This window comes from Actinomadura litoris, assembly GCF_009733595.1.
Lineage (GTDB): Bacteria > Actinomycetota > Actinomycetes > Streptosporangiales > Streptosporangiaceae > Spirillospora > Spirillospora litoris.
Window position 1 is genome coordinate 290,673 of record NZ_WOFH01000003.1, and the last position, 25,107, is coordinate 315,779.

The 25,107-nt window shown below is 74.2% G+C and carries 19 protein-coding genes; 11 read left to right on the forward strand and 8 right to left on the reverse strand.

Annotation, left to right across the window (positions count from 1 at the left end):
• The first annotated feature begins 18 nt into the window (after nucleotides 1–18).
• Nucleotides 19–4,527, forward strand: coding sequence for a type I polyketide synthase (locus tag GNZ18_RS09175; protein ID WP_156215829.1), 4,509 nt, complete (start codon nucleotides 19–21; stop codon nucleotides 4,525–4,527).
• Between the two features lie 3 nt (nucleotides 4,528–4,530).
• Here GNZ18_RS09175 and GNZ18_RS09180 read toward each other — a convergent pair whose 3' ends face one another.
• Complete coding sequence (locus GNZ18_RS09180; RefSeq protein WP_156215830.1) at nucleotides 4,531–6,003, reverse strand: MFS transporter; 1,473 nt, start codon at nucleotides 6,001–6,003, stop codon at nucleotides 4,531–4,533.
• 81 nt (nucleotides 6,004–6,084) lie between these two features.
• Here GNZ18_RS09180 and GNZ18_RS09185 point away from each other — a divergent pair, with 81 nt between their 5' ends.
• Entirely contained in the window at nucleotides 6,085–6,528 is a 444-nt protein-coding gene (locus tag GNZ18_RS09185) for a MarR family winged helix-turn-helix transcriptional regulator (protein WP_156215831.1), read from the forward strand.
• A gap of 22 nt (nucleotides 6,529–6,550) precedes the next feature.
• Here the strand turns inward: GNZ18_RS09185 and GNZ18_RS09190 are convergent, their stop codons facing one another.
• Nucleotides 6,551–7,426, reverse strand: coding sequence for an NmrA family NAD(P)-binding protein (locus GNZ18_RS09190; RefSeq protein WP_156215832.1), 876 nt, complete (start codon nucleotides 7,424–7,426; stop codon nucleotides 6,551–6,553).
• Between the two features lie 138 nt (nucleotides 7,427–7,564).
• Here GNZ18_RS09190 and GNZ18_RS09195 point away from each other — a divergent pair, with 138 nt between their 5' ends.
• Nucleotides 7,565–8,554 carry a zinc-binding dehydrogenase gene (locus tag GNZ18_RS09195; RefSeq protein WP_156215833.1) on the forward strand — a complete coding sequence of 330 codons (990 nt, stop codon included), beginning with the start codon at nucleotides 7,565–7,567 and terminating at the stop codon, nucleotides 8,552–8,554.
• Nucleotides 8,555–8,601: 47 nt separating this feature from the next.
• Nucleotides 8,602–9,564, forward strand: a complete 963-nt coding sequence (locus GNZ18_RS09200; protein ID WP_312874399.1) for an RNA polymerase subunit sigma-70 — start codon at nucleotides 8,602–8,604, stop codon at nucleotides 9,562–9,564.
• Between the two features lie 34 nt (nucleotides 9,565–9,598).
• Here the strand turns inward: GNZ18_RS09200 and GNZ18_RS41965 are convergent, their stop codons facing one another.
• From GNZ18_RS41965 to GNZ18_RS09215, 3 genes are all read right to left on the reverse strand, one after another.
• Nucleotides 9,599–10,600 (reverse strand): alpha/beta hydrolase, encoded by a 1,002-nt coding sequence (locus tag GNZ18_RS41965; protein ID WP_216651213.1) that lies wholly within the window; start codon nucleotides 10,598–10,600, stop codon nucleotides 9,599–9,601.
• Nucleotides 10,597–11,394, reverse strand: coding sequence for a 2-oxo acid dehydrogenase subunit E2 (locus GNZ18_RS09210; RefSeq protein WP_216651214.1), 798 nt, complete (start codon nucleotides 11,392–11,394; stop codon nucleotides 10,597–10,599). The genes GNZ18_RS41965 and GNZ18_RS09210 overlap by 4 nt, the downstream gene beginning before the upstream one ends.
• 93 nt (nucleotides 11,395–11,487) lie before the next feature.
• On the reverse strand, nucleotides 11,488–12,342 hold the full coding sequence (locus GNZ18_RS09215; RefSeq protein ID WP_156215834.1) for an SDR family NAD(P)-dependent oxidoreductase: 855 nt from the start codon (nucleotides 12,340–12,342) through the stop codon (nucleotides 11,488–11,490).
• 89 nt (nucleotides 12,343–12,431) lie between these two features.
• Between GNZ18_RS09215 and GNZ18_RS09220 the strand changes: the two genes are divergently transcribed.
• A complete protein-coding gene (locus tag GNZ18_RS09220; RefSeq protein WP_156215835.1) occupies nucleotides 12,432–13,061 on the forward strand; it encodes a TetR/AcrR family transcriptional regulator in 630 nt (209 codons plus the stop codon).
• Here GNZ18_RS09220 and GNZ18_RS09225 read toward each other — a convergent pair.
• Both GNZ18_RS09225 and GNZ18_RS09230 read right to left on the reverse strand, forming a co-directional pair.
• Entirely contained in the window at nucleotides 13,058–13,804 is a 747-nt protein-coding gene (locus GNZ18_RS09225) for an SDR family oxidoreductase (protein ID WP_308166124.1), read from the reverse strand. The genes GNZ18_RS09220 and GNZ18_RS09225 overlap by 4 nt on opposite strands.
• Nucleotides 13,801–14,784, reverse strand: coding sequence for an aldo/keto reductase (locus GNZ18_RS09230; RefSeq protein ID WP_156215836.1), 984 nt, complete (start codon nucleotides 14,782–14,784; stop codon nucleotides 13,801–13,803). The genes GNZ18_RS09225 and GNZ18_RS09230 overlap by 4 nt, the downstream gene beginning before the upstream one ends.
• A 162-nt stretch (nucleotides 14,785–14,946) precedes the next feature.
• Here GNZ18_RS09230 and GNZ18_RS09235 point away from each other — a divergent pair, with 162 nt between their 5' ends.
• Nucleotides 14,947–16,131, forward strand: a complete 1,185-nt coding sequence (locus GNZ18_RS09235) for an MFS transporter (RefSeq protein ID WP_173390701.1) — start codon at nucleotides 14,947–14,949, stop codon at nucleotides 16,129–16,131.
• A 36-nt stretch (nucleotides 16,132–16,167) separates the two neighbouring features.
• Here the strand turns inward: GNZ18_RS09235 and GNZ18_RS09240 are convergent, their stop codons facing one another.
• The gene (locus GNZ18_RS09240; protein WP_156215838.1) at nucleotides 16,168–17,352 is read right to left on the reverse strand and encodes a cytochrome P450; all 1,185 of its coding nucleotides are present in this window, start codon (nucleotides 17,350–17,352) and stop codon (nucleotides 16,168–16,170) included.
• 146 nt (nucleotides 17,353–17,498) lie between these two features.
• Here GNZ18_RS09240 and GNZ18_RS09245 point away from each other — a divergent pair, with 146 nt between their 5' ends.
• Genes GNZ18_RS09245 through GNZ18_RS09265 form a run of 5 tightly spaced genes read left to right on the forward strand, consistent with a single transcriptional unit; the run spans nucleotide 17,499 to nucleotide 25,105 of the window.
• Nucleotides 17,499–18,389 carry a TauD/TfdA dioxygenase family protein gene (locus GNZ18_RS09245; protein WP_156215839.1) on the forward strand — a complete coding sequence of 297 codons (891 nt, stop codon included), beginning with the start codon at nucleotides 17,499–17,501 and terminating at the stop codon, nucleotides 18,387–18,389.
• Entirely contained in the window at nucleotides 18,390–21,350 is a 2,961-nt protein-coding gene (locus GNZ18_RS09250; protein ID WP_312874400.1) for a type I polyketide synthase, read from the forward strand.
• 21 nt (nucleotides 21,351–21,371) lie between these two features.
• Complete coding sequence (locus GNZ18_RS09255) at nucleotides 21,372–23,345, forward strand: non-ribosomal peptide synthetase (protein WP_156215840.1); 1,974 nt, start codon at nucleotides 21,372–21,374, stop codon at nucleotides 23,343–23,345.
• Complete coding sequence (locus GNZ18_RS09260) at nucleotides 23,342–24,070, forward strand: thioesterase II family protein (RefSeq protein ID WP_156215841.1); 729 nt, start codon at nucleotides 23,342–23,344, stop codon at nucleotides 24,068–24,070. The genes GNZ18_RS09255 and GNZ18_RS09260 overlap by 4 nt, the downstream gene beginning before the upstream one ends.
• A gap of 39 nt (nucleotides 24,071–24,109) precedes the next feature.
• Nucleotides 24,110–25,105 (forward strand): alpha/beta hydrolase, encoded by a 996-nt coding sequence (locus GNZ18_RS09265; RefSeq protein ID WP_156215842.1) that lies wholly within the window; start codon nucleotides 24,110–24,112, stop codon nucleotides 25,103–25,105.
• Nucleotides 25,106–25,107 lie beyond the last annotated feature (2 nt).

Consider the following 25,107-nt stretch of genomic DNA (forward strand, 5'->3'; position numbering starts at 1 on the left):
ACGCCGGAGCGAGGACCGATGACCAGCGACGCCAAGAACAACGAGGAAAAGCTCGTCGACTACCTCAAGTGGGTGACCGCGGACCTGCAGCGGACCCGGCGGCGGCTCGCCGAGGTACAGGACGCGGCGCGGGAGCCGGTCGCGGTCGTCGGGATCGGCTGCCGTTTCCCGGGCGGCGTGCGGAGCCCCGAGGAGCTGTGGCGGCTGGTGGACACCGGCGGCGACGCCGTCGCCGGGTTCCCCGCCGACCGGGGCTGGGACGTCGACGCGCTCTACGACCCCGACCCGGACCGCCCCGGCACCTTCTACACGCGGCGCGGCGCGTTCCTCTACGACGCGGACGGCTTCGACCCGGCGTTCTTCGGGCTCGGCCCGCGCGAGGCGACCGCGATGGACCCGCAGCACCGGCTGCTGCTGGAGACCACGTGGGAGGCGGTCGAGCGGGCGGGCATCGACCCGGCGACGCTCCGCGCGAGCGACACCGGCGTGTTCGCGGGCGTGATGTACAGCGACTACGCCGCGCGGCTCGGCCGCGTCCCGCAGGAGTACGAGGGTTTCGTCGGCAACGGCAGCGCGCCGAGCGTCGCGTCCGGCCGGATCGCCTACACGTTCGGGTTCGAGGGCCCGGCGGTGACCATCGACACGGCCTGCTCGTCGTCGCTGGTAGCCGTGCACCTGGCGGTCCAGGCGCTGCGCCGCGGCGAGTGCGGGCTGGCGCTCGCGGGGGGCGTCACGGTGCTGGCCTCGCCGGGCCTGTTCGTGGAGTTCGCCCGCCAGCGCGGCCTGTCCGCCGACGGCCGGTGCAAGGCGTTCGCGGGCGCGGCCGACGGCACGGGCTTCGGCGAGGGCGCGGGCGTCCTGCTGCTGGAGCGCCTGTCGGACGCGCAGCGCAACGACCGCACCATCCTCGGTGTGATCCGGGGCTCGGCGGTCAACCAGGACGGCGCGTCCAACGGCCTCACCGCGCCGAACGGACCGGCGCAGGAGCGGGTCGTCCGGGCCGCGCTGAGCGACGCCCGGCTGGAACCCTCCGACGTGGACGTGGTCGAAGGCCACGGCACCGGCACCACGCTCGGCGACCCGATCGAGGCGCAGGCGCTGCTCGCGACCTACGGCCAGGACCGCCCCGAGGGCCGCCCGCTCTGGCTGGGGTCGGTGAAGTCGAACATCGGCCACACCCAGGCCGCCGCCGGGGTCGCGGGCATGATCAAGATGATCGCTGCCATGCGGCACGAGGTCATGCCGCGGACGCTGCACGTGGACGAGCCGTCCCCGCACGTCGACTGGACGTCCGGCGACGTCGCGCTGCTGGCGGAACCGCGGCCCTGGGGCAGGAACGGGCGCCCCCGCCGCGCCGGGGTGTCCTCGTTCGGGATCAGCGGCACGAACGCCCACGTCATCCTGGAGGAACCCCCCTCCGCGACCTCGACGGAACCGGAGCGGAACGAGCCCCCGGTCACCCCCGTGGTCCTCTCCGGACGCGGCGCCCCCGCCCTCCAAGGCCAGGCGAGCCGGTTGCGGGAGTACCTGCGGTCGCAGGCGCCCCTCCGCCCCGTGGACGTCGGCTTCTCGCTGGCGCGCCGCACCGCCTTCGACGAGCGCGCCGTCATCGTCGCGGGCGACCGCGACGCCCTCGACAAGGGCCTCGCGGCGCTGGCGGAGGACCGTCCCGCGTTCCACGTCCTGCGCGGACGGGCCGACCCAAGCGGTAAGACCGCGTTCCTGTTCACCGGCCAGGGCAGCCAGCGCCTCGGCATGGGCCGCGACCTCGCCGCCGCGTTCCCGGTGTTCGCGCGGGCGCTGGACGAGGCGTGCGCGCACCTCGACCCGCACCTCGACCGCCCCCTCCGCGCGGTGATCTTCGCGGAGCCGAGGACGGCGGACGCGGCGCTGCTCGACCAGACCCGCTACACCCAGTGCGCCCTGTTCGCCGTGGAGACCGCGCTGTTCCGGCTGTTCGAGCACCACGGCCTCACGCCCGACCACGTGATCGGCCACTCGATCGGCGAGCTGACCGCCGCGCACGTCGCGGGCGTGCTGAGCCTCGACGACGCCTGCGCGCTGGTCGCGGCCCGGGGACGGCTCATGCAGGCGGCGCGGTCCGGCGGCGCGATGACCGCGATCCAGGCCGGGGAGTCGCAGGTACTGCAATCCCTGGCCGGCCACGCCGGACGCGTCGCGATCGCCGCCGTCAACGGCCCGACGTCCGTCGTGGTGTCGGGCGACGCCGACGCGGTCGCGGAGGTGTCCGCGCACTGGCGCGCGGCGGGCCACAAGACCAAGCGGCTGCGCGTCAGCCACGCCTTCCACTCCCCGCACATGGACGACGTGCTGGAGGAGTTCCGCCGGGTCGCCGAGGGCCTGGCCTTCCACCCGCCGACGATCCCGCTGATCTCCAACCTGACCGGCGGGCCCGCGACGGCGGAGCAGCTCGCCTCCCCCGGCTACTGGGCCTCGCACATCCGCGAACCGGTGCGCTTCCTCGACGGCGTCCGCGCGCTGGAGGCGGCGGGCGTCACCGCGTTCGTCGAACTCGGCCCGGACGGCGTGCTCACCGCGATGGCGCGCGAGTGCCTGGCCGCCGAGCCGCGCGTCCTCGTCCCCGCGCTGCGCGGCGACCGCCCCGACGCCACGACGTTCCTCACCGCGCTCGCCCACGTGTGGGTCTCGGGTGCGAGCGTCGACTGGCGGGGTCTGCTCAGCGATCAGGGCGGAACCCCCACCGACCTGCCCACCTACGCGTTCCAGCACCGCCGCTACTGGCTCGACGCCTCCGCCGACACCGCCGGGGGCGCCTCGTCCGACGGCGCGTTCTGGACGGCGGTCGAGGGCGGCGACCTCGACGTCCTGTCCCGGATCCTCCAGGTCAACGGCGACCAGCGGCGCTCGCTGACCACGCTGCTGCCGGTGCTGTCGGCCTGGCACCGCCGGCGGACCTGGCGCTACCGCGTCACCTGGAGCCCGCTCCCGGAGACCGCCGCACCGACCCGGCCGGGCACATGGCTGGTCCTGGCCGCCGCCGACGACCCCCTAGGAGTGGCCGCCGCCCTGACCGAACGCGGCGCCACCACCATCTCCGTCCACCCCGAAGCGGACAAGGACGACCTCCTCGCGGCCCTCGACGGCCGGGACCTGTCGGGCGTTCTCGTCGTCCCGGCGCCCGGGGACCCGCTCCCCGCCGCCCTGGCCGGGGCGGACATCGACGCGCCGCTGTGGTGGGTGACGCGCGGCGCGGTCACCGTGGACGAAGCCGGAGACGGAACCTCGCAGGAGCAGGCCACCGCCGGTTTCCCGCCCCCGAACGCCAAGGCCATCGACCTGCCCGGCAGGCTCGACGACGCCCTCGCCGGACGCCTGCTCCGCGCCCTCGCCTCGGACGGGGAGGACCGCCTGGCCGTCCGCGCGAACGGCACCTACGCCCGCCGACTGGTCAGGGCCACGCCCACGGCGGCGGCCCCCGAGCGGCCGCGCCGCGCGCACGGCACCGTCCTGCTCACCGGCCCGCTCACCCGGGCGATCGCGCACGCCGCCCGCTGCCTGGCCGACGACGGCGCCGAACGCCTCGTCCTGGCCTGCACGCCCGGCGCCGAGAGCGGCGGCGCCGCCGTCCTGGAGGCCGAACTCACCGCGCTCGGGACGGACGTCCACGTCACCGACTGCGACCCCGCCGACCGCGACGCCCTCGCGGCGCTGCTCGCCACGCTCGCCGCCGAGGGACGCCTGACCGGTGTCGTCCACACCGTCCACACCGTCCACGACCCGGCCGCGGGCGACACCGCCCCGCACGACATCGCGGCCGTCCGCAACCTGGACGAGCTGACCCGCGACCGCGACCTCCACGTGTTCCTGCTGTTCGGGGAGTTCGGCGCGGCGATGGGCGACGCGCGTCCCGCGTGGCGGGTGCCGGTCGAGGCGCTCGCCGAGACCGTCGTCCACCACCGGCGCTCGCGCGGCCTGCCCGCCGCCGCCATCGCCTGGGGGCCGCTGGAGGGCGAGGACACCGCGCCCGGCCTGCGTCCCATGGAGGCGCGGGCCGCCGCGACCGTGCTCCGCCAGGTCCTCGACGCCGACGACCCGTTCCCCGCGATCGCCGACGTGGACTGGCCGGCGTTCGCCTCCCGCCGGGGCGGCCGGGGCGCCGGGCTGCTGTCCGCCGTCCCGGAGGCCGGACGCGTCCTGGACGCGGCGCGCGCCGCGAGCACCCCCCGCGACACCGGGGAACTGCGCGCCCGCCTGGCCGAACTCCCGGGAGACAAGCGGGAGGCCGAGCTCCTGCGCCTGGTCACCGACCACGCGGCGGCGATCCTCGGCCACCACACCGCCGGGGAGGTGGACCCGGCCACGACGTTCCTCGAACTCGGCTTCAGCTCGTTCACCGGCCTGGAGTTGCGCAACCAGCTCTGCGCGGCCACCGGCCTGGACCTGCCCTCGGTCGTGGTCTTCGACCACCCCACCCCCGACGCGCTGGCCCGCCACCTCCTCGACGCCCTGGCCGACCGCCTCGAACAACCCCAGGAATCCCCGTGACGGTCAGGGGCGCAGGCCATCGGACGTGAGGTCGTCGCCGGTCTGCTCCGGTAGCCGGATCCCGCCGGCGGGCGGGCGCTCCGCGCGGGCGCGCGGGAACCAGGCGAGCGCGGCGGCGGCGACGCAGATGCCGGCGGCGATCCACAGCACCATGGTGAAGCCGCCCACCGACGGCTGCCCGTCGCCGCCGGCGTGCGCGGCCAGGACGGTGGCGGTGAGCGCGCTGCCCAGGGAGAACCCGGTGAAGCGGACCACCTGGTAGAAGCCCATGGCGCTGCCCGTCTCCCGCGCGGGGACCGCCTCCACGATCAGGCCCGGAATCGCGGCGAAGGTGGTGCCCAGCCCCACTCCGAGGACACCCGTCATGACGAACGCCTGCCACAGGGCGCCGTGGACGACGGCGAAGAATCCGCAGCCCAGCGCGGACACGAGGCAGCCGATCGCGAGCACCGCGCGGGCCCCCATGAGCGACACCAGGGCGGGCAGGAAGCGGGAGCTGCCCAGCATGAGGAAGGACAGGGGGATGAGGACGAGACCGGCCACGACGGCCGACGCGGAGAATCCGAAGCCGCCCGAGCGCGGGGACTGGACGAACTCCGTCACCCCCGAAAGCGCCATGTACATCGCGACACCGAGCACCATGGCGCAGGCGTCGGCGGCGAACACGGACGGATGGCGCAGCAGGCGCAGCTGGACGAGCGGGTTCCCGGCGCGCGACTGCTGAACCGCCCAGACCGCGAACAGCGCCGCCCCGGCGGCCAGCAGGCCGATGACCGTCGGCGAGCCCCACCGCCACTCCGTCCCCTCCGCCACCGCCACCAGCGTGGCGACGATCGCCAGCGCGAGCAGCAGGGTTCCGGGCCAGTCGAACCGGGCGGCGACGCCGCGTCCCGCACTCGACGGGACGAACACCGCGACACAGACCAGCGCGAACCCGGACACGACCGCCCCGAACCAGTACGCGCCCGCCAGGCCCCACGCCTCGACGATCAACCCGCTGATCGGGTAGCCGGCGCCGAGACCGGCCCCCGCCGACACCGACAACAGCGCGATCATCGGCGCCACCCTGGCCCGCGGCAGCTCCTCCCGGGCGGTGGCCATCGCCAGCGGCACCAGCCCGAGCCCGACGCCCTGGAGCCCGCGGCCGACGACCAGCGTTCCCAGGCCGTCCGCCAGCGCGGCCACGACACCGCCCGCCGTGACCGCGGCCAGGCCGCCGAGCAGCGTCGCCCGCCGCCGCGGGCCGTCGCCGAGCCGTCCGAGGACCGGTGAGCTCACCGCCCCGACGAGCAGCGCCACGGTCAGCGACCACTGCGCCGAACTCAGCGACACGTGGAAATCGCGCGCGACGGTGGGGATGAGCGGGGCACCGAACGAGCTGATGACGCTGGCGACCAGCGTGGCCAGCACCAGCACCGGCCCGATCAGCGCACCGCGACGCCCCCCGCCGAGAACCTCTTCCGCGCCGGCGCCCATGAGACCTCCCCGCAACCGCGTGTGAATTGCACGCGTTTCACTGTACGCCCGTTGCGTGTGAATTGCACGTATCCTGGTCGGATGGCGGATGCGGAACTGGCACGTGACCTGGAGCAGGCCCTGGTGCAACTGCTCCTGCGGCGCAACAGGAGCGCGATCTACGACGCGATCCTGGAGTCGGCGCCGGAGGGCGTCGACCGGCAGACCTACTCGGTGCTGAGCGGTCTGGCGCGGCTCGGACCGCGGTCGGCGGCGCGGCTGGCCGACGAGGTCGGCATCGACCGGTCCGGCGCGAGCCGCTACGCCGACCGGCTCGAAGCCGCGGGCCTGCTCGAACGCGGCCCCGACCCCCGCGACGGCCGCGCCACCCTGCTCTCACTGACGCCCGCGGGCGAGGCCGCGGTCGGCAAGCTCCGCGAGGCGCTGACCCGGCACCTCGCGGACCGGATCGCCGACTGGCCGGACTGGAAGGCGCGGGCACTGATCGACGGCATCCGCCTGCTCATCACCCCGCCCCCGGACTGACCCCCGCGAAGCGGAACCCGACTCAGGGGAGATGCCGCCGGACGGCCGGGGCCAGTTGTTCGGCGGCGAAGTCCTCGACCGAGCGCGGAGGGCGGCCGAGCATTCGCTGGACGCCGTCGCCGAGCCCGGCCGCGCCCTCGTTGAGGTAGTTGGTGTACAGGTCGTGCAGACCGTCCACGACCTGCGGATGGACACCGCGTTCGGCCAGGTCGGCGCGCCAGGACCCGTCCATCGGCACATCGACGTGGCGGACCGGTCTCCCGAGCACGGCGCCGAAGCGCCCGGCCAGCTCGGGCACGGTCAGCGCCTGCGGACCGCTGAGGTCGATCTCGCCGCCGACCGGGTGCTCGGCCAGCAGTTCGGCGAGCGCGACGTCCGCGATGTCCCGCGTGTCGATATAGCCGCGCGCGCCCCTGGACACCGGATCGGGCAAGGTGCCCCGCGCGATCGAGGCCGCCAGCGGCAGGAAGTTCTGCAGGAACCGGTCGGGCCGCAGGACGGTCAGCTCCGGGACGCCTTCGGCGCGCAGCCGTTCGGTGACCACGTCATGGGCGCCGGTGACGGCGTCGGGGAGCGCGGCGCCGGAGAACGCCAGGGCGCCGAGTTTGACGATCCGCCGCGCCCCCGCCTCAAGGGCGGCCAGGCCGAGCCCGATCTCGATGGACACCTGGTCCTCGGCGAAGGGATGCGCGAGGTAGAGCCGCTCCACCCCGGCGACCGCGCGGCGGACGTCGGCCGCGTCGGCGGCGTCGCCGCGCACGACCTCCCCGCGAACCGCGCCGAGCGCCTCCGCGCTCGCGGCGGACCGAACGAGGAAGCGCACGTCCTCCCGCTCGCGCAGCGCCTCGGTCAGGTACCGCCCCACGCCGCCGTTCGGCGTCGTAATCAAGATCGACATACTCGCGCAACAGCCCTCCCGACCGGGGCATTCCGGGGGAGGAGCGGCCGATTCCTTTTCGGCCCGGCCGAGGTCTACATGATGGGAGGCGCGGCCGGTCGGCCCCTCCCGTACACCGAGACGGAAGGCCGATCTTCGATGACCGTTCCCGCGACCATGCGCGCGCTCCAGCAGACGACCCTCGACGGCCCGCAGGACATGCGCCTGGTCACCGACGCGCCGGTGCCCGCCCCCGGCCCGGACGAGGTCCTGATCCGCGTCACCGCCGCCGGGGTCAACTTCGCCGACGTCTCCAGGGCCCGCGGCACGTTCCTGGACGGCCCGCGGCCCCCGTACGTGGCGGGTTTCGAGGCCGCTGGAGAGATCGTCGCAGTAGGGGAGGCGGTGACCTGGCAGCCGGGGGCCCGCGTCGTCGGCGTCGGAACCGGCGCCTTCGCCGAGTACATGGCCCTGCCCGCGGCGGCGGCGGTCCCCGTGCCCTCGGGCTGGACGGAGCGGCAGGCGCTGGGCCTGGTCGTGAACTGGCCCACCGCGCTGGCCGCGCTCAGGCCCCTGGGCGGCGTCGGTTCCGGCCACGTCGTGCTGATCCACGCCGCGGCGGGCGGAACCGGCCAGGCCGCCGTGCGGATCGCCAAGCACTACGGCGCGACGGTCATCGCCACCGCCTCGCCGGGCAAGCACGAAACGGTGCTGGCACTCGGCGCCGACCACGTCCTGGACTCCCTCGGCGGCGACCTCGCCGCCGAGGTGGCCGAGCTGACCGGCGGCTCCGGCGTCGATGTGGTCCTGGAGTCGGCCGGTGGCGCCACCTTCGCCGCCGGCCTGGCCGCCGCCAAGCGGGTCACCGGACGCGTCATCGTCTACGGCCTGGCGGGCGGCGAGGCCGCGATCACCAACTGGGACCTGGTGTACAAGCACCAGGTCCACGTCATCGGCCTCAACATCGGCGTGCTGGTCCAGGCCGCGCCGCGGATCTTCGGCGAGGTGATGGGCGAGCTGTCCGCGCTGATCGCGGCGGGCGTGCTCGCCCCCGTCGCGCCCACCGTCCACGAACTGGCCGACGGGCCCAAGGCGCTGACGGAACTGGAGGCCAGGGCCACCGTCGGCAAACTGGCCCTGCTGCCCTGAACGATGCCGATGCCGATGCCGATGCCGCACCGTACTAGGCTCGCGGCGTGACACCGGACCGCGACCGGTTCATCGCCGAGACCGAGCGGTTCCGCCAGGAGCTGCTGGCGCACTGCTACCGCATGGTCGGCTCGGCGCACGACGCCGAGGACCTCGTCCAGGAGTGCTACCTGCGGGCCTGGCGGTCCTACTCCGGGTTCGAGGGCCGCGCGTCGACGCGCTCCTGGCTCTACAGGATCGCCACCAACGTCTGCCTGACGGCGTTGAAGCCGCGCCCGATCCGCGTGCTGCCCTCGGGCCTGGCGGGCCCGTCCGACCGCCCGCCCACCCCCGTCCCGCCCGGCGAGGTCTCGTGGCTGGAACCACTGCCGGACGCGTGGATCGCCACCGACGATCCCGCCGCGGTGGCGGTCGAACGCGAGTCGGTGCGCCTGGCGCTCATCGCCGGCCTCCAGCACCTGCCCGCCCGCCAGCGCGCGATCCTCATCCTGCGCGAGGTGCTGGCGTTCTCGGCGGCCGAGACCGCGGAGATCCTCGACACCACCACGGCGGCGGTCAAGAGCGGCCTCCAGCGCGCCCGCGCCCGGCTGGACGAACTGGAACCCGAGCCGGAAGCCCTACTCGAACCGACCGACCCCCGCGCCCGCGCACTGCTCGACGGCTACATCGCCGCCTTCGAACACTCCGACGCCCGCCTTTTGGAACAGGTACTGCGCGCGGACGCGACGCTGGAGGCGACGCCCTTCCGCGAATGGCAGTCGGGCCGGGCGACATGCATCCACACGCTGGACACCTACGTGCTGGGCGCACCGGGCGACTGGCGGATGATCGCCACCGCGGCCAACGGCCACCCCGCCGCCGCCGTGTACCACCGCGCCCCCGACGGCACACTCCGAGCCGACGGCGCCGTGGTGCTGACCCCCACCCCCACCGGCATCGCCCACGTGATCAAATTCCACGACCCCGCCCTCCCCGCGACCTTCGGCCACCCACCCCACCTCACTCCCTGACCCACCGACGGCCATCGGTTGCGATTCGGGCTTTTCAGGACGGGGTGCGCATGCGGAGCAGGGATTCGAGGAGCCAGGCTCGGGTCTCGTCCAGGTGTGCCGGGGAGGCGTGGACGTCGTCGAACTCCTTCACCCACAGTTCCTTCACGTGCTTGCGCAGGTGGGCGATCTCCGAGGGCGGGGTGATCTCGTCGCGGAGGCTGACCGTGTAGGAGACGGGGATCTCCAGCGCGGACAACTCGTCCGGGGTCAGTGCCCAATCGCCTAGGACGTCGGGCAGGTCGTCGGGGGTCGTGCCGGTCAGGTGGGCGAGTGTTGCGCGGGTGATCTGCGGCAGGGCCCGGAGCCAGTCGGGGTCGGTGAAGAAGTCGTGGATCGGGGCGCCGTTCGTGATGACCCCGCGTATGCGCCGGTCGCTCACCGCCGCGCGGAGCGCCATGTGGCCGCTGAAGCTGTTCGCCACCGCGTAGGTGTCGCCGACCGACGCCTGGTCCGCGAGCGCGTCCAGGATCGCCGGGAGCATGCCCGGACTCGCCCTGTCATAGGGGAGTGTGTTGTGGCCGATGCCCGGCATCTCCGTGACCAGCATCGCCATGCCCAGCGCGTCCGCCTGGAGGAGGAGCGGGGCCCACTGCTCCTTCGTGCTCACGATGCCGCCCATGACCACCAGCAGGGGCCTCGGTTCCTCCCGGCTCAGGCCCGACGTCCAGCAGCGGAGGCGGCCCTCCAGGTCGAGGACGCCGATGTCCGCGCCGCGCCAGGTCTCGAAGACCCGCCACGCGTCCCGCATGGCGGTGCGGCGGGGGAGGCCGTCCACGAACGGGAACCGGGCGATCGTGAAGCAGCGGCAGGCCGCGAGCGGGTCGCCCGCGTCCTCCAGCGTGCGCGCCGCCGCCGACCACTCGGCGGCCCACGAGCCCTCGCCCTCACCGTCGTGCCGGATCCGGTCCAGGACGCCCTCGTACAGGTCGGCGGGCAGGTTCTGCGCGCGGGCGTGGACGATGACGAACCTCTTCAGCTCCTCGACGTCGTTCACCGCGCACGCTCCGCCGCGACGGGTTCGCGGGGTTCGGCGTCGGCGGTGAAGGTCTCCAGGCCGTCCTTGATCTCCGCGAGGACGTCGGCGGCCTCGGCGCCGTCGATGACCCGGTGGTCGAAGGCCAGGTTCAGGCGCATCGTCGGGGCGATGACCACCTGGCCGTCGCGCGCCGCCGGGCGGTCGGTGATCCGTCCCACGCCCAGCGTGACCGTGGTGCCGCCCACCGAGTGGAAGCCGTCCACGGGACGGTGGCCGAGCGAGGTCACCGACAGCGTGCCGAGCAGCCCCGCCCGCGCCGGCAGCGGGCGGACGGCCCGCCGCCACCCCCGCAGCCCCACGCTCCACGGCAGCTTGTGCAGCGCCCGGACGCCCGCGAACTCCGGCATCTGCTCGGGGTCGCCCTCGCGGTAGTGGTCGATGCGGTCCTGGATGCCGTCCAGGGAGGCGGTGTCCAGGTTCGGCAGGAGGGCGGCGAGGACGATCCGCTGCCCGCCCATCGTCCGGTCCAGCGTGAGCTTGCCGTGCACGGACGGGTAGCGGGCGACCCGCAGGCCGAACCGTCCGCGCACCGCCGCGTTGGCGTCGGGGTGCTTCACCAGCACCCGCGCCGCCGTGTGCAGGACGTAGGAGACGATCGAGTAGCGGCGGCCCCCGTCGCCCGCCGCCGTCCGGTGCGCCCGGACCCGGGTCATGTCGACCTCGGTGTCCAGGAACACCGGGGAGAAGGCCCGGATCTCCTTCAGGAGATAGAGCGTGTGCCGTCGTTGCCGGGCAAGCGGTTGTTCCTTCAAAGCGAGCACCCCTCTCGGGCCGTTCGACCTCGTCCCGCGCGCGGGACCGCGATCTCACAGCCTCGGGAGGCGCGCTAAAGCGCTGCTAATGGCTCACACGGCGATGCCGGTCTTGTGCGTGCGCAGCAGTTGGCCGGTCGCGTCGAACAGCCGCCACGCCTTGTCGACGTCGAAGGTGTCCTTGCCGAGATCGACCTGCTTGGTCTTCCAGGACGCGCTGAAGCGCTGCTCCGGCGGCGCGTCCACCAGCGCGACGATCGGCGGGAGCGCCTTGTCGACCGGCTGCGCCGCGACCTTGAACACGGCCTTGGCGATCGGCCGCACCGGCATCGGCAGCGTGTCGGTCATGCTGGTCGCGACCACGCCGGGGTTGTAGGCGACGAACCGCGTCTTCCCGCCGACGCGCTTCTCCGCGAAGATCACGCCGAGCAGGTCGTTGGCGCGCAGGGCCTGGAGGGACGCCTTGAACCCGCTGTACTTGCCGGTCATGTTCAGGTCCGTCCAGTTGATCGCGCCGGCCGACACGCCGGGCGTGCAGAGGCTCACGATCACCGGGTTCGCGGCGCGCTCCAGCGCCGGCGCCAGCCCGTAGGCCAGGACGAACCGGCTGAGGTACAGCAGCGCGAGGTGCCGCTCGAAGCCCTCCTCGGTCTCCACCCGCGGGCCGAACGGCCTGTCGTGCCGGGCGCCGAGGATGAGCGCGTCCAACCGCGGGTAGGACGCGTCCACGAAGTCGATCAACTCCTGGCAGTTGCGGGTCAGCGTGAGATCCGTCCGGTGGAACACGACCCGGTCGGCGGCGCCGAGCCGCTCGGCGTCGGCGAGCAGCCGGTCGCCCTTCGCCTGCGTGGAACCGACGGCGATGACGCGGTCACCGTTCCGGAGAAAGTGCAGTGCCAGCCCCCTGCCGATCCCGTCGGTGCCGCCGGTGATAAGGATCGTCCGCATGTCCACTCCCAGTAGTCATCAACGGTGACTTGGCTGACGCTACGGGGAGCCCGGTAACATGTCAACACTGATGACTTGTGAGGACGGGGATGACGGGAAACACCGAGAACGGCGACGCGCGAGGCGATTCCAAGGGCGGCGCGCGCAAGCGCGACCGCGCCGCGACGCGGGCGGAACTCCTGGCGGCGGCGCGCGAGCGTTTCCGGCTCGGCTACGACGGCACGAGCGTGCGGGACATCGCGAAGGACGTCGGGGTCGACCCCGCGCTGGTCTACCGGTACTTCGGCTCCAAGCTCGCCCTGTTCGAGGAGGCGTGCGTCGACCAGGAGCAGTTCACGACGCTGCTCGACGGCCCGCCCGAGCAGATCCCGATCGGGCTGCTGCGCTCGATCGTCTTCGAGGACTGGTCGCAGTTCACCGGCGACCACCCGCTCGTGGCGCTGCTCCGCTCGTCCGCCTACGAGGAGGTCAGGGGACGGCTGCACGACCGGGTCTGCGACGAGTACTTCCTGAAGCTGAACGAGCTGGTCAACGGCCCCGACGCCGAGCTGCGCGTGGAGATCCTCGTCGGCGCCCTGCTCGGCATGGGCGCGATGCGCTCGATCGTGCGCTCCCCGGCCCTCCAGGCGGCGAACGCCGAGGACGTGATGCCCTACTTCGTCCGCCTCTTCGAGCTCCTGCTGGGCCGGGAGGCCGCCGACGCCGCGGCGCCGTCCTAGACGACCTGGGCGGTGGAGGCGAGCACGACCTCGCGAACGCAGACGTTCTGCGGCTGCCGGTACACGAACAGGACGGTTTCGGCCACGTCCTCCGCCGCCAGCCCGCCGCCCGCCGCCTCCTGCGACCCGGCGTGCTCGGCCCGCAGCACGTCATCGGCGATCAGGTCGCCCATGCCGGTCGCGACGTAACCGGGCGCGACCGTGACCACCCGCGTCCCGTGCGGGGCCGCCTGCTGCCGGATCCCCTCCGACAGGATGTGCGCGGCGGACTTGGTCGCGCTGTAGACCGCCTCCACCCCCGCCGTCTTGTACGCGGCGATCGACCCGATCGTGACGACGGTGCCGCCGCCGCGCTCGATCATCCCGGGCAGCACGGCCTGGACGCAGCCGAGCACGCCCTTGACGTTCACGTCGACCATCCGCTCCCAGTGCTCGCGCGACTGCGCCGCCGCCACCCCCGGCTGGAGGACCGCCGCGCTGTTGACCAGCGCGTCCACGGGACCGTACGCGGCCTCGGCCTCCTTGACCGCCGCCGCGACGGCCGCGCCGTCCACGACGTCGGCGGCCCGGCAGAGCGCGCGCGGCAGCCCCAGCGCCTCCAGCCGGTCGAGACGGCGCCCCAGCAGCAGCAGCGGGTGGCCCTCGCGGGAGAAGGCGCGCGCGGTGGCGGCCCCGATCCCCGAACCGGCACCGGTGATGACGACGAGCGGCTTGTCCATGGCTTCCTTCGGGTCGCGGGTCACCAGCGGTGATGTACCTGGGGACGGATCCGGGCGTCGTACAGCTCGGCCAGCGCCGTCAGGGTGCCGGCGTCCAACTCCGGCAGGTCGGCGGCCGCGGAGTTGGCGCGGGCCTGGGCGACCGTCCGCGCGCCGGGGATCACGGTGGTCACCCCCGGCTGCTGGACGATCCACCGCAGCGCCGCCTGCGCCGGGGTCGCCCCCTCGGGCGCCAGCGCGGCGAACGCCTCCGCCGCCTCGACACCGCTGTGGAAGTCGACCCCGGAGAACGTCTCGCCCACGTCGAACGACTCGCCGTTCCGGTTGTAGGTCCGGTGGTCGTCGGCGGCGAACGTGGAGTCGTGCCGGTAGCGCCCCGACAGCAGCCCGGACGCGAGCGGCACCCGCGCGATGATCCCGATCCCCTTCTCGCGCGCGGCGGGCAGCACCCGCTCCAGCGGCTTGCGCCGGAACGGGTTCAGGATGATCTGGACGCTCGCCACCCCCGGCCGCGCGATCGCGGCCAGCGCCTCGTCGCACGTCTCGACGCTCACCCCGTACCCGGCGACCCGCTTCTCCTCGACCAGGGTGTCGAGCGCGTCGTAGACCTCGTCCTTGTGGAACACCGCCGTCGGCGGGCAGTGCAGCTGGACGAGGTCGAGCGTGTCGACGCCGAGGTTCTCGCGAGAGCGGTCGGTCCACGCGCGGAAGTTGTCCAGCGTGAACGCGGACGGTTCGTGCGGGCCGCGCCGTCCGAGCTTGGTGGCGACGAGCAGCCGTCCGTCCGGCCCGCCCGCCGTGAACGCGCCGATGAGCCGCTCGCTGCGGCCGTCCCCGTACACGTCGGCGGTGTCGATGAACGTCACGCCGGACGCGACGGCCGCGTCCAGGACCGCCAGCGCGTCGTCCTCGGAGACGTCGCCCCAGTCCGCGCCGAGCTGCCAGGTGCCGAGGCCGACGACCGACGCCGTCCGGCCGAGCCTGTCGAACGATCGTTGCTCCATGGGAACCGTCCTCGCGATGCCGGGTTCTGGCAAGAAGATTGACACACCCCATCGCCCCCGACAATGGCCGTCCGTGACCTTGGCAGCTAGATGCCACGTCAAGGCGTTGTTGCGCTAGGCAAATGGTGGCAACGTCCTCGCCAAACCGATTTGGGGGTCGCGATGACTCACACCCAAGAACTCCCCACCCGGACGGCGCCCCCGCCCCCGGCGGCGCCCGGCGCGCTCTGGGCGGCCCGCGCGCCGTTCCTGGCGACGGGCCTCGTCCTCGCCGGCTTCTTCGTCCGCGTGCCGTCACTGAAAATGGCCTTCGGCCTCTCCGACGGACGGCTGGGACTGCTCCTCACCCTCCCCGTCCTCAGCGGCCTCGCGGCGATGCAGCTCACCGGCCGCCTGGTGGCCCGCTTCGGCAGCGCCCCGATAGTCCGCCTGACAATGGCCGGCCTGCCGATATCCCTCCTTTGCGTGGCGACGTCCGGAGGCCAGACCTGCTTGGCCTTGGCCCTCCTCCTCTTCGGCGCCCTGGACGGCCTCGTGGACGTCTCGATGAACGCCCACGCCATCACCGTGGAGCGCACACTGGACCGCCGCGTGATGAACAGCTGCCACGCGTCCTGGAGCATCGGTGCCGCCGCGGGCTCCATCCTGGGCGGCCTGGCCATAAAAGCTGGCCTTTCCCTCACCGAGCACTTCCTGATCGTCGCGCTGGTCCTGGTGGCCTTCACGGCCGCGACCGGCCCGTACATGCTCTCCTCCCGCACGGACCGCGTCGCAGAACCGGCGCGCCGCTCAGGCTGGACGCCCCGCATCCTGATGTTCGGCGCCGTGGGGACGATCGTCCTCGTGTGCAGCGGCGTGATGGGCAACTGGAGCGGCGTCTTCCTGCACGACGAACTGGGCATGTCCCTTGCGGCGGCGTCCCTCGGCTACATCTTCTTCAGCACCTTCGAAACGGGAGGCCGCCTGGTAGGCGACCGCCTCCAAACCCGCTTCGGCGCCCCACTCCTGGTCCGCTGCGGCGGCGCCCTGGCGATCACCGGCCTGGCGACCGTGGTCGTCAGCCCCCTGCCAGTCCTGGCCGTCGCAGGATTCGCCATATTCGGCCTGGGCCTGTCCGTTCTCCTCCCGATAATCTTCAGTACGGTAGGCCACAATGCCGCCGATTCCGAAGGCGCGGCGTCAGCTCTGGCGAAAGTGAGCACCCTGACCTACACCGGCCTGCTGATAGGCCCGATGGCGGTGGGTTTGATCGCCGAAAAGACCAGCCTGACGACGACGTTGGCGGGTCTGCTGGCCCTCCTGACGACAACCCTGGCCCTCTCCCTGCGCCTCTTCCCCCGCACCTGACCTCCTGGCGCCTGTCGACGCGAGGTCGGGCGCTTCTCACTTGCCGGTGATGTGGACGGGGAGGTGTTCGGGGCCGTTCACGGCTATCGAGTGGACCGGGGTCGGGGCGGCCGCCGGTTCTATTTTCTCGGTGGAGTCCAGGAGCTCCGAGAGGAGGATTCTCGCTTGGGCTCGGGCCAGGGTGGCGCCCAGGCAGAAGTGCTCGCCGGACGCCAGGGCCAGGTGGCGGTTGGGCTTGCGGGATATGTCGAAGGTGAACGGGGCGGGGAAGATCGACTCGTCCCGGTTGGCCGAGGGGACCCAGACCACCACCTTGTCGCCCCGGGCTATTCGCTGGTCGTGCAGGGTTATGGGCTCGGTGGCCGTGCGCATGCTGTGGGTGGCGCTGGAGGTCCAGCGCAGGGTCTCTTCCACGGCCGATGGCAGGAGGGAGCGGTCCTCGCGCAGGCGCTCCCATTCACCGGGGTTTTCGAGGAAGGCCTGCATGGCGCCCGCCAGCGCCAGGCGGCCGTTCTCGGTGGCGCCTACGAGGTTCTCGCAGTTGAGGAGTACCTCCTCTTCCGTAAGAAGTTCGCCTTCCACTGTCCCGCCCAGCAGCATGCTCACCAGGTCGTCGGCCGGGTTCGCGGTGCGGCGGTCCATCAGGTCGATGAAGTAGAGCATCAGTTCCTGGTGGGCGGCGAGGGAGACGCCCGCCTCGAATGCCTCGTTCGTCCAGCGGAAGAGCGTCTCGTGGTCGGGCTCGGGGACCCCCATCATGTGGCCGATCGTGTAGATGGACAGGCGGCCCGCCACGTCGTGGACGAAGTCGGCCTCCTCCGCTTCGACGGCCTGGGCGAGGACGGCGCGGACCATGCCGCGCATCGCGTCCTCCAGGGCGCGGACGGAGCGGGCCGTGAACCAGTCGGCCACCGTGTTGCGCAGTTCCTTGTGGCGGGGCGGGTCGGTGAGGGCGAGCGTCATTCCGGCGCCCGGGTCCTCGCGCAGCCTGGTCGGGCGGAGGAGGACGCCGCTCGCCGAGCTGAACCGGCCCGGGTCGCGGTAGACGGCGCGGACGTCCTCGTAGCGGGTCAGCGACCAGAACGCCGGGAGGTGGGTCGGCTCGTGCCGGTGGACGGGGGAGTGCTCGCGCATCCAGCGCCAGATCTCGTGCTGGGCGCCGGCGGCGTGCACGGCGGGGTCGACCAGGCCGGTGGGATCCAGGGACGTTGTCGCCGTCATGGGCTCCTGCCAACTCTTTTGCCAATGTTGAGTCAAAAGGTTGCCAGATTCTTGGCATATCAGGCAAGATGGCGACGTCCGCCTGGTTCGCACGGTCGGCGGGACCTCCCCCGCCCTTCCGTCACCTGGTCGAAAGGGGTCCGCACATGACCGTCCTGTCCCCGACCGGCGTCGGGATCACCCGGCTCGCCGGCAACATCGGTGCCGAGATCAGCGGGGTGGACGCGAGCCGTCCGCTGGAGGCGGAGGTGGTCGCCTCGGTCCGCGCGGCGCTGCTCCGGCACAAGCTCATCGTCCTGCGCGACCAGGACCTCGACTACGACAGCCAGGTCGCGTTCGCGCGGCGGCTCGGGGACCTGACGCTCGGCCACCCGATCTACGACGCGCCGAAGAACCGCCCCGCGCTGCGGGAGATGGACTCGCGGCAGGGCACCCGCGCCAACCACTGGCACACCGACCTCACCTTCATCGAGCGGCCGCCCGCGTTCGCGCTGCTGCACAGCAAGATCATTCCGCCGGTCGGCGGCGACACGATCTGGGCCAACACCGCGAGCGCCTACCAGAGCCTTCCGGCGGAGCTGCGCGACCTGGCGGACCGGCTGCGGATCGTCCACAGCAACGACTCCGACTACACCGACGACACGGTCGCGGCGCGGGGCGACTACATCTCCACCCGGTACGAGGCCGAGCACCCGGCCGTCCGCGTCCACCCGGAGACGGGGGAGCGGTCGCTGCTGCTCGGCGGGTTCGCGCGCAGCGTCGTCGGGCTGCCCCCGCAGGCCGGGCGCGACCTGATCAGGGTGCTCCAGGAGTACGTGACCAAGCCCGAGCAGACCGTGCGGTGGAAGTGGCGCGTCGGCGACCTCGTCATCTGGGACAACCAGGCGACGATGCACTACGCGATCTACGACTACGGCGACGAGCCCCGGCGCGGCGAGCGCCTCACGATCATCGGGGACGTCCCGGTCGGCGTGGACGGACGCCCCGGCCGGGCACTGGCCGGTGACACCTCCGCCTACAGCGGCGGGACGGTCTGAGTGACCCGCGACCGCTCGCTCGACATCGCCGTCACCGGCATGTCCGGCCGCTTCCCCGGCTGCGCCGACCTCGACGCGTGGTGGTCGGCGCTGCTCGCCGGGCGCGTCCTGACCCGGCGGTACGAGCGGCGCGAGCTGGAGGCCGCCGGGGTCCCGGCGAGCCTGCTGGACGAGCCGGACTACGTCCCGGTGCACGGGCACCTCGACGGCGCCGACCGCTTCGACAACGCGCTGTTCCGGGTCAGCCCGCGCGACGCGGAGATGATGGACCCGCAGCACAGGCTGATGCTGGAGGCGGCCTGGGCCGCCCTGGAGGACGCGGGGTCCGCGGGCGACCTGGTCACGGGCGTCTACGCGTCCGCGAGCGGGAGCGGGTACCTGCGCGCGATGGTCGCGGGCGGGAAGCTCGACCCGCTCACGCTTGAGGACGCGGTGCACGGCACCGAGCCCGACTTCATGGCGAGCCTCATCTCCTACAAGCTCGGCCTGACCGGGCCCGCGCTCGCGGTGCAGACCGCGTGCTCGTCGTCGCTGGTCGCCCTGCACATGGCGGGGCAGGCGCTGCTGAACGGCGACTGCGACCAGGCGCTCGTCGTCGCCGCCGGGATCGCCCATCCCCAGGCCGGACATCTGCACGTGCCGGGCGGAATCCACTCCCCGTCCGGCACGTGCCGTCCGTTCGACGCGCGGGCGGACGGGGTGGTGGCCGGGTCGGGAGTCGCGGCCGTGGTGCTGCGGCGGGCCGCCGACGCCGCGGTCGCGCCGCACGGGATCATCCTCGGCACGGCGATCAACAACGACGGCGCGGCGAAGGCCGGGTACTACGCGCCCTCGGTCGCCGGGCAGGAGGCGGTGATCCGGTCGGCGCTGCTCGCGGCGGACGTGGAGGCCGACTCGATCGGCTACCTGGAGTCGCACGGCACCGGCACCCGCGTGGGGGACCCGATCGAGTGGTCCGCCGCGTCCGCCGCGCTGGGCGGGATGGGCGCGGCGCCGGGGCAGGTCGCGGTCGGCGCGCTCAAGGCCAACGTCGGGCACCTCGACAACGCGGCCGGGCTCGCGTCGCTGATCAAGACGCTGCTGGTGCTCCGGGACGGTGCCGTGCCGCCCGTGGCCGGGTTCACCCGGTTGAACCCGCTGCTGGACGCGGGCGACTCGCCGCTGTACGTCCCGGCGGAGGCGGCGCCGTGGAGCGGTCCCCGGCCGTGGCGCGCGGGGGTCAGCTCGTTCGGCATCGGCGGCACCAACGCGCACGTGATCGTGGAGCGGGCCGCCGACGTCCCCCGGACGCGGCGGGACCGGCCCGGTCTGGTGCTGCTGTCGGCCGCCGACCCCGAGGCGCTCACGCGGTCCGCCGCCCGGTTGTCCGAGCGGCTCGGCGGTTCCGACCTCGACCTGGGCGATGTCGCGTTCACCCTCGCCACCGGGCGCGTCGCGCTCACCGAACGCCTCGCGGTGTCCGGACGGAGCGCCGCCGACGTGGCCGCGCGCCTCGCCGGCGGGGACGGCGTGGTGCGGGGGAGCCGCCCGGCCGACGGACCCGCGCCTGTCGTGTTCCTGTTCCCCGGCCAGGGGTCGCAGTATCCGGGCATGGCGCTGCCGTTCGCCGAGGCGCTACCCGGCTTCGCCGACGTCCTCGACCAGATCCTCGACACCTTCGACACACCGCTCGCCGGACGGTTGCGGCGCGCGCTGCTGACCCGCGGGTTCCCCGAGGCGGAGCTGCGGGAGACGGAGCTGGCGCAACCCGCGCTGTTCGCCGTCGAGTACGCGGCCGACCGCGCGCTGCGCGGCCTCGGCGTCGTCCCGGTCGCGGTGGCGGGGCACAGCCTCGGCGAGATCACCGCGCTGTGCGTCGCCGGGGCGCTCGACCCGGCCGAAGCCGCGCGGTTCGTGGCCGCGCGCGGGCGCGCCCTCCAGGGCTGCCCGCCCGGCGCCATGCTCGCGCTGGGCTGCGACGAGGCGGCGGCGCGCGAGCTGCTCGCCGCGTCCGGGGCCGCGCTGGAGATCGCCGCGATCAACACACCCGACACCTGCGTGGTGGCGGGCACCGCCGACACGGTCGACACGTTCCGCGCGTGGCTCGGCGACCGCGTCTTCGCCCGCCCGCTGCGCACCGGCCGTGCCTTCCACACCTCCCTCGTGGAACCGGGGCTGCGGGAGCTGGCCGCCGCGCTGCCGGGCCTCGCACCGAAACCCCCGACCGTGCCCTACGCCGCGAACGCCACCGGAAAACTCGTCCCGGCGGGCACCCCGATCGAGCCGGGCGACCTCGTCCGCGCCGCGCGCGAGCCGGTGCGGTTCGCCGACGCGATGGCCGCGATCGCCGCCCGCCACCCCGGCGCGGTCGCCGTCGAGATCGGCCCCGGCCGGGCGCTCACCGGGATGGCGGACGCGGCGGGCCTCACCGCCGTGGCGCTCTCCCCGTCCCGTACCGCGCACCCGGACGAGGAGGTCAGGACCGCCCTCGGCGCCCTCTGGACGCTCGGCCAGCCCCTCGCCACGGAGCCGCTGATCGAGCCCGGACACCTGCTCCACCTGCCCGCCTACCCGTTCGCCGGGCCGAGCTGGATGGCCCCGGAGGCCGCCCCGAAACCGCTCCCCGAGGCTGAGCCGCCGAAGGCGCCCGAGCCCGCCGGCCAGGGCGCGCCCGACGCCCCCGCCCTGCTCGCGCGGCTGTGGACCGAGCTGCTCGGCCACGCCGACCTCACCGCCGAGTCCGACTTCTTCAAGCTCGGCGGGGACTCGCTGCTGGTCACGCATCTGGCGCGCAGGGTCCACCGGGAGCTCGGGGTCCGGGTGCCGATGCGCGAGATGCTCGCGGGCCGGACGCTCGGGCGGCAGACGACGATCGTGCTCGACCTGCTGGAGCCGTCGCGATCCGGCGGCCCGCCCGGCCAGGCGCGTCCCCACGGCGTCCCCACGGCGGCGGTCGCGGGCCATGAACGTCGCGGGCCATGAACACCGAAGCGGAGGAAACAGATGTCATCGCCGGAACACCCCGGTCCCTCGCCGGTCGGCCTGGCGCGGCCCGAACACGCGCGTCCCGAACACGCGCGGCCCGGAAGCGCGCGGCCCGGAAGCGCGCGCCTCGGACGCGGCGCCCCGCTCCCGCCGCCGCCGCGGACCCCCGTCCACGAGCTGGTGACCGCGATCGCCCGCGCCCACCCCGCGCGGCCGGCCGTCCGCTGCGGCGGGCGGACCGTCGGGTACGGCGAGCTGGACGCCTGGTCCGCCCGGATCGCGGCGCGGCTCGCGGCGGCGGGCGTCCGGCGCGGCGACCATGTCGGGCTGCTGGCGGAGCCGTCGGCGGCGATGGTCGCGGCGGCGCTCGGCGTGCTGCGCGCCGGGGCCGCCTACGTCCCGGTGCACCGGGAGAACCCCGACCGGCGGGTCGCCGAGATCCTGGCCGACGCGGGCGTCTCATGGACGGTCGCCACCGAGGGCGAGGCGGAGCGCCTGAGCGGCCTCGGCCTCCCCTTCCTCCCGGCCGAGGACGGCGGCGACGCCGCCGCACCGCCCGGCGTGGAGGTCGGGGAGGGCGACCCGGCTTACCTCATCTACACCTCCGGCAGCACGGGCGAGCCGAAGGGCGTGCTGGTCGAGCACGGGCACCTGGCCGCCTCGACGCTCGCGCGGCACGCGGTCTACCCGGGCGCGCCGGTGTTCCTGCTGGTGTCGCCGATCGCGTTCGACTCGTCCGTGGTGGGGCTGTGGGGGACGCTCACCGCCGGGGGCTGCCTGGTCGTGGCCACCGCCGACGAGGTCCGCGACCCCGCGCGGCTGGTCGCGCTGGTCGAGGAGCACGGCGTGACGCGGACGCTGTGCGTGCCGTCGCTGTACCGCGTCCTGCTGGACGCGGCGGAACGCGCCGGCGTCGAGCGCCTGGCCTCCCTCGACACGGTGATCGTCGCCGGTGAGCCGCTGCCCGAGCCGCTGGTGCGGCGGCACTTCGCGCTGCGTCCCGGCCCGATCGCGCTGGTCAACGAGTACGGCCCGACCGAGGCGACCGTCTGGGCGAGCTACCACCGCTTCGACGCGCCGGGCCCGGTGTCGATCGGCGGGCCGATCCCCGGCGCGGCCCTGTACGTCCTGGACGAGGAGCTGCGGCCGGTGCCGCCCGGAACCGAGGGCGAGCTGGTGATCGGCGGCGCCGGGATCGCCCGCGGCTACTTCGGCGACCCCGGCGCCACCGCCCGCGCGTTCGTCGACGACCCGTTCGCCGAGGCCCCCGGCGCCCGCATGTACCGGACGGGCGACCGCGTCCGCTGGAACGGCGCGGGCACGCTCGACTTCCTCGGCCGCCGCGACCAGCAGGTCAAGATCCGCGGGCACCGGGTGGAGCTGGGCGCGGTCGAGGCGGCGCTGCGCGGCGCGCCGGGCGTCGGCGACGCGGTCGCCGTCCCCGACCAGGCGGGCGCGCAACTGGTCGGCTTCGTCGTCGCCGCGTCCGACATCAGGCCCGAGGACGTGCGCGCCCACGTCGCGGAGCGGTTCCCCGGCGTCATGGTGCCCGCCCGCGTCCGGATCCTGGACGCCTTCCCCCGCACGCTCAACGGCAAGGTCGACCGCGCCGCGCTGCTCGCGAAGGCGGAGGAGGCGCCGTCCGGGGCGGGGGCGCCGACGGGCGTCGCCGCCGCGTGGGCGGAGGTGCTGAAGATCTCGGAGGTGCCCGCCGAGGTCAACTTCTTCGACCTGGGCGGCAACTCGCTCACGATGTTCCGCCTCCAGGACGCGCTGGAGCTGCACACCGGCACCCGCCCGTCGATCGTGGCGCTGTTCCGGCACACGACCGTCGCGGCGCAGTCCGCGCTGATCCGCGACGGCGGCGCGGCGGCGGACGGCTCGCCGGGCGCCTCCCGCCAGGCGGCGGCCCGGCGCGCCCGCGCCGCACGCGCCCGCCGCCAGCGCACCGCCCCCGCCGACCCCCGCACGACACAGGAGACAGGCCGATGACCGACGACCTCTCGACCTGGCTGAGCTGCCCGGCACCCGATCCCGAGGCCCGGCTGCGGCTCGTCTGCTTCGCGCACGCCGGAGGCTCGGCGTCGTTCTTCCGCGAATGGCGGATCCCCGGCTGCGAGGTGCACGGCGTCCGCTACCCGGGACGCGCCGAGCGCATCGACGAGCCGTCCCCGACCGACCTGCGGCGACTCGCGGACGACATCGCCGAGGCGCTGACGGCGCTGGCCGACCGCCCGATCGCGCTGTTCGGGCACAGCATGGGCGCGGCGGTGGCGCTGGAGACGGCGCGGAGCCTGGAGGCGCGCGGCGTCGTCCCCGCCCACCTGTTCGCCTCCGGCTCCCGCGACGCGCCGCTGCCGAGCCCCGAGGAGCTGGTCCCGGAGGACGACGCGGACGTCCCCGAGCGCCTCGCCCGCCTCGGCGGCACCGACCCCGAGCTGGCGTCCGACCCGTTCTTCCTGGAACTCGTCCTGCCCTACATCCAGGGCGACGGCCGCATGTTCCACGCCTACGAGCACCGCGCCGAGCCGCCGCTGCGCTGCCCGGTCACCACGATCGTCGGGGACGCCGACCCGGACGCCGACCGCCGGCCCTGGCGCGAGCTGGCCGCCGGGGGCTTCCATGAGAAGATCGTCAGCGGAGACCACTTCTATCTCGTCGCCGACCCCCCGTTCGCGGTGCTCGCCGACCGCCTGGACACCGCCCCCGCCGGCTGAGCCTGCCCCTGAGCCCGCCACCGCCCGCGAAGGAGCACGATGACCGAGACCCCCGCCCGGCCGGTGACACCGCCGGCACCGCCCCTCGACCACGAGCTGGCCGAGCCGCTGCGCACGATCCTCGCCGGGATCACCGTCCCGCTGACGCCCGACCTGATCGCGGACCGGCGGAGGAGCTCCGAGCGGGGGCGGCTGTCGGACGCCGAGATCCGCCGGGGCGGCGCGTTCGAGCTGGAGGAGCGGGTGGTGCCCGGCCCCGCGGGCGCGCCCGGCGTCCCGGTGCTGATCTGCCGCCCGACCGGCGTGGAAGGCCCGCTCCCCGTCATCTACAACACGCACGGCGGCGGCATGGTCGCGGGCCACAACCGCACGACGGAGCTGGCCGGCGAGCTGGACCGCGCCGAGGAGCTGGGGCTCGCCGTGGTCGCGGTCGACTACCGGCTCGCCCCCGAGAACCCCCACCCCGCGCCGGTCGAGGACTGCTACGCCGGGCTCGTCTGGGTGCACGAGCACGGCGCGGAGCTGGGCCTCGACCCGAGCCGCGTCGTCATCAGCGGCAACAGCGCGGGCGGCTGCCTCGCCGCCGCCGTCAGCCTGCTCGCCCGCGACCGGCAGGGCCCGCCGCTGCTCGGCCAGATGCTCCAGTGCCCGATGCTGGACGACCGGTGCGACACGGTGTCGGCCGCCCAGATGGACGGCGTCGGGCTCTGGGACGGGCGGTCCAACCTCGCCGGATGGACGGCGCTGCTCGGCGACCGCGTCGGCACCGGCGACGTCCCGTCCTACGCCGCGCCGGGACGCGAGACGGACCTGGCGAACCTGCCGCCCGCGTTCATCGACGTCGGCACCGTCGAGGCGCTCCGCGACGAGGCCATCGCCTACGCCACCCGGATCAGCCAGGCCGGCGGCGACGCGGAGCTGCACGTGTGGGCCGGGGCCTTCCACAGCTTCGACGAGTGGGTGCCGGACGCGGTCGTCTCGAAGACCGCCCAGCGCGCCCGCGCCGACTGGCTGCGCCGGATCCTGGCAAGGTGAGC

What these genes read in the sequence shown, in the direction of transcription:
- GNZ18_RS09175 (WP_156215829.1), top strand. Translation starts at nt 19, where the DNA reads ATGACCAGCGACGCCAAGAACAACGAGGAAAAGCTCGTCGACTACCTC.
- GNZ18_RS09180 (WP_156215830.1), bottom strand. Translation starts at nt 6,003, where the DNA reads ATGGGCGCCGGCGCGGAAGAGGTTCTCGGCGGGGGGCGTCGCGGTGCG.
- GNZ18_RS09245 (WP_156215839.1), top strand. Translation starts at nt 17,499, where the DNA reads ATGACCGTCCTGTCCCCGACCGGCGTCGGGATCACCCGGCTCGCCGGC.
- GNZ18_RS09240 (WP_156215838.1), bottom strand. Translation starts at nt 17,352, where the DNA reads ATGACGGCGACAACGTCCCTGGATCCCACCGGCCTGGTCGACCCCGCC.
- GNZ18_RS09215 (WP_156215834.1), bottom strand. Translation starts at nt 12,342, where the DNA reads ATGCGGACGATCCTTATCACCGGCGGCACCGACGGGATCGGCAGGGGG.
- GNZ18_RS09235 (WP_173390701.1), top strand. Translation starts at nt 14,947, where the DNA reads ATGACTCACACCCAAGAACTCCCCACCCGGACGGCGCCCCCGCCCCCG.
- GNZ18_RS09185 (WP_156215831.1), top strand. Translation starts at nt 6,085, where the DNA reads ATGGCGGATGCGGAACTGGCACGTGACCTGGAGCAGGCCCTGGTGCAA.
- GNZ18_RS09265 (WP_156215842.1), top strand. Translation starts at nt 24,110, where the DNA reads ATGACCGAGACCCCCGCCCGGCCGGTGACACCGCCGGCACCGCCCCTC.
- GNZ18_RS09190 (WP_156215832.1), bottom strand. Translation starts at nt 7,426, where the DNA reads ATGTCGATCTTGATTACGACGCCGAACGGCGGCGTGGGGCGGTACCTG.
- GNZ18_RS09255 (WP_156215840.1), top strand. Translation starts at nt 21,372, where the DNA reads ATGTCATCGCCGGAACACCCCGGTCCCTCGCCGGTCGGCCTGGCGCGG.
- GNZ18_RS09220 (WP_156215835.1), top strand. Translation starts at nt 12,432, where the DNA reads ATGACGGGAAACACCGAGAACGGCGACGCGCGAGGCGATTCCAAGGGC.
- GNZ18_RS09230 (WP_156215836.1), bottom strand. Translation starts at nt 14,784, where the DNA reads ATGGAGCAACGATCGTTCGACAGGCTCGGCCGGACGGCGTCGGTCGTC.
- GNZ18_RS09260 (WP_156215841.1), top strand. Translation starts at nt 23,342, where the DNA reads ATGACCGACGACCTCTCGACCTGGCTGAGCTGCCCGGCACCCGATCCC.
- GNZ18_RS09195 (WP_156215833.1), top strand. Translation starts at nt 7,565, where the DNA reads ATGACCGTTCCCGCGACCATGCGCGCGCTCCAGCAGACGACCCTCGAC.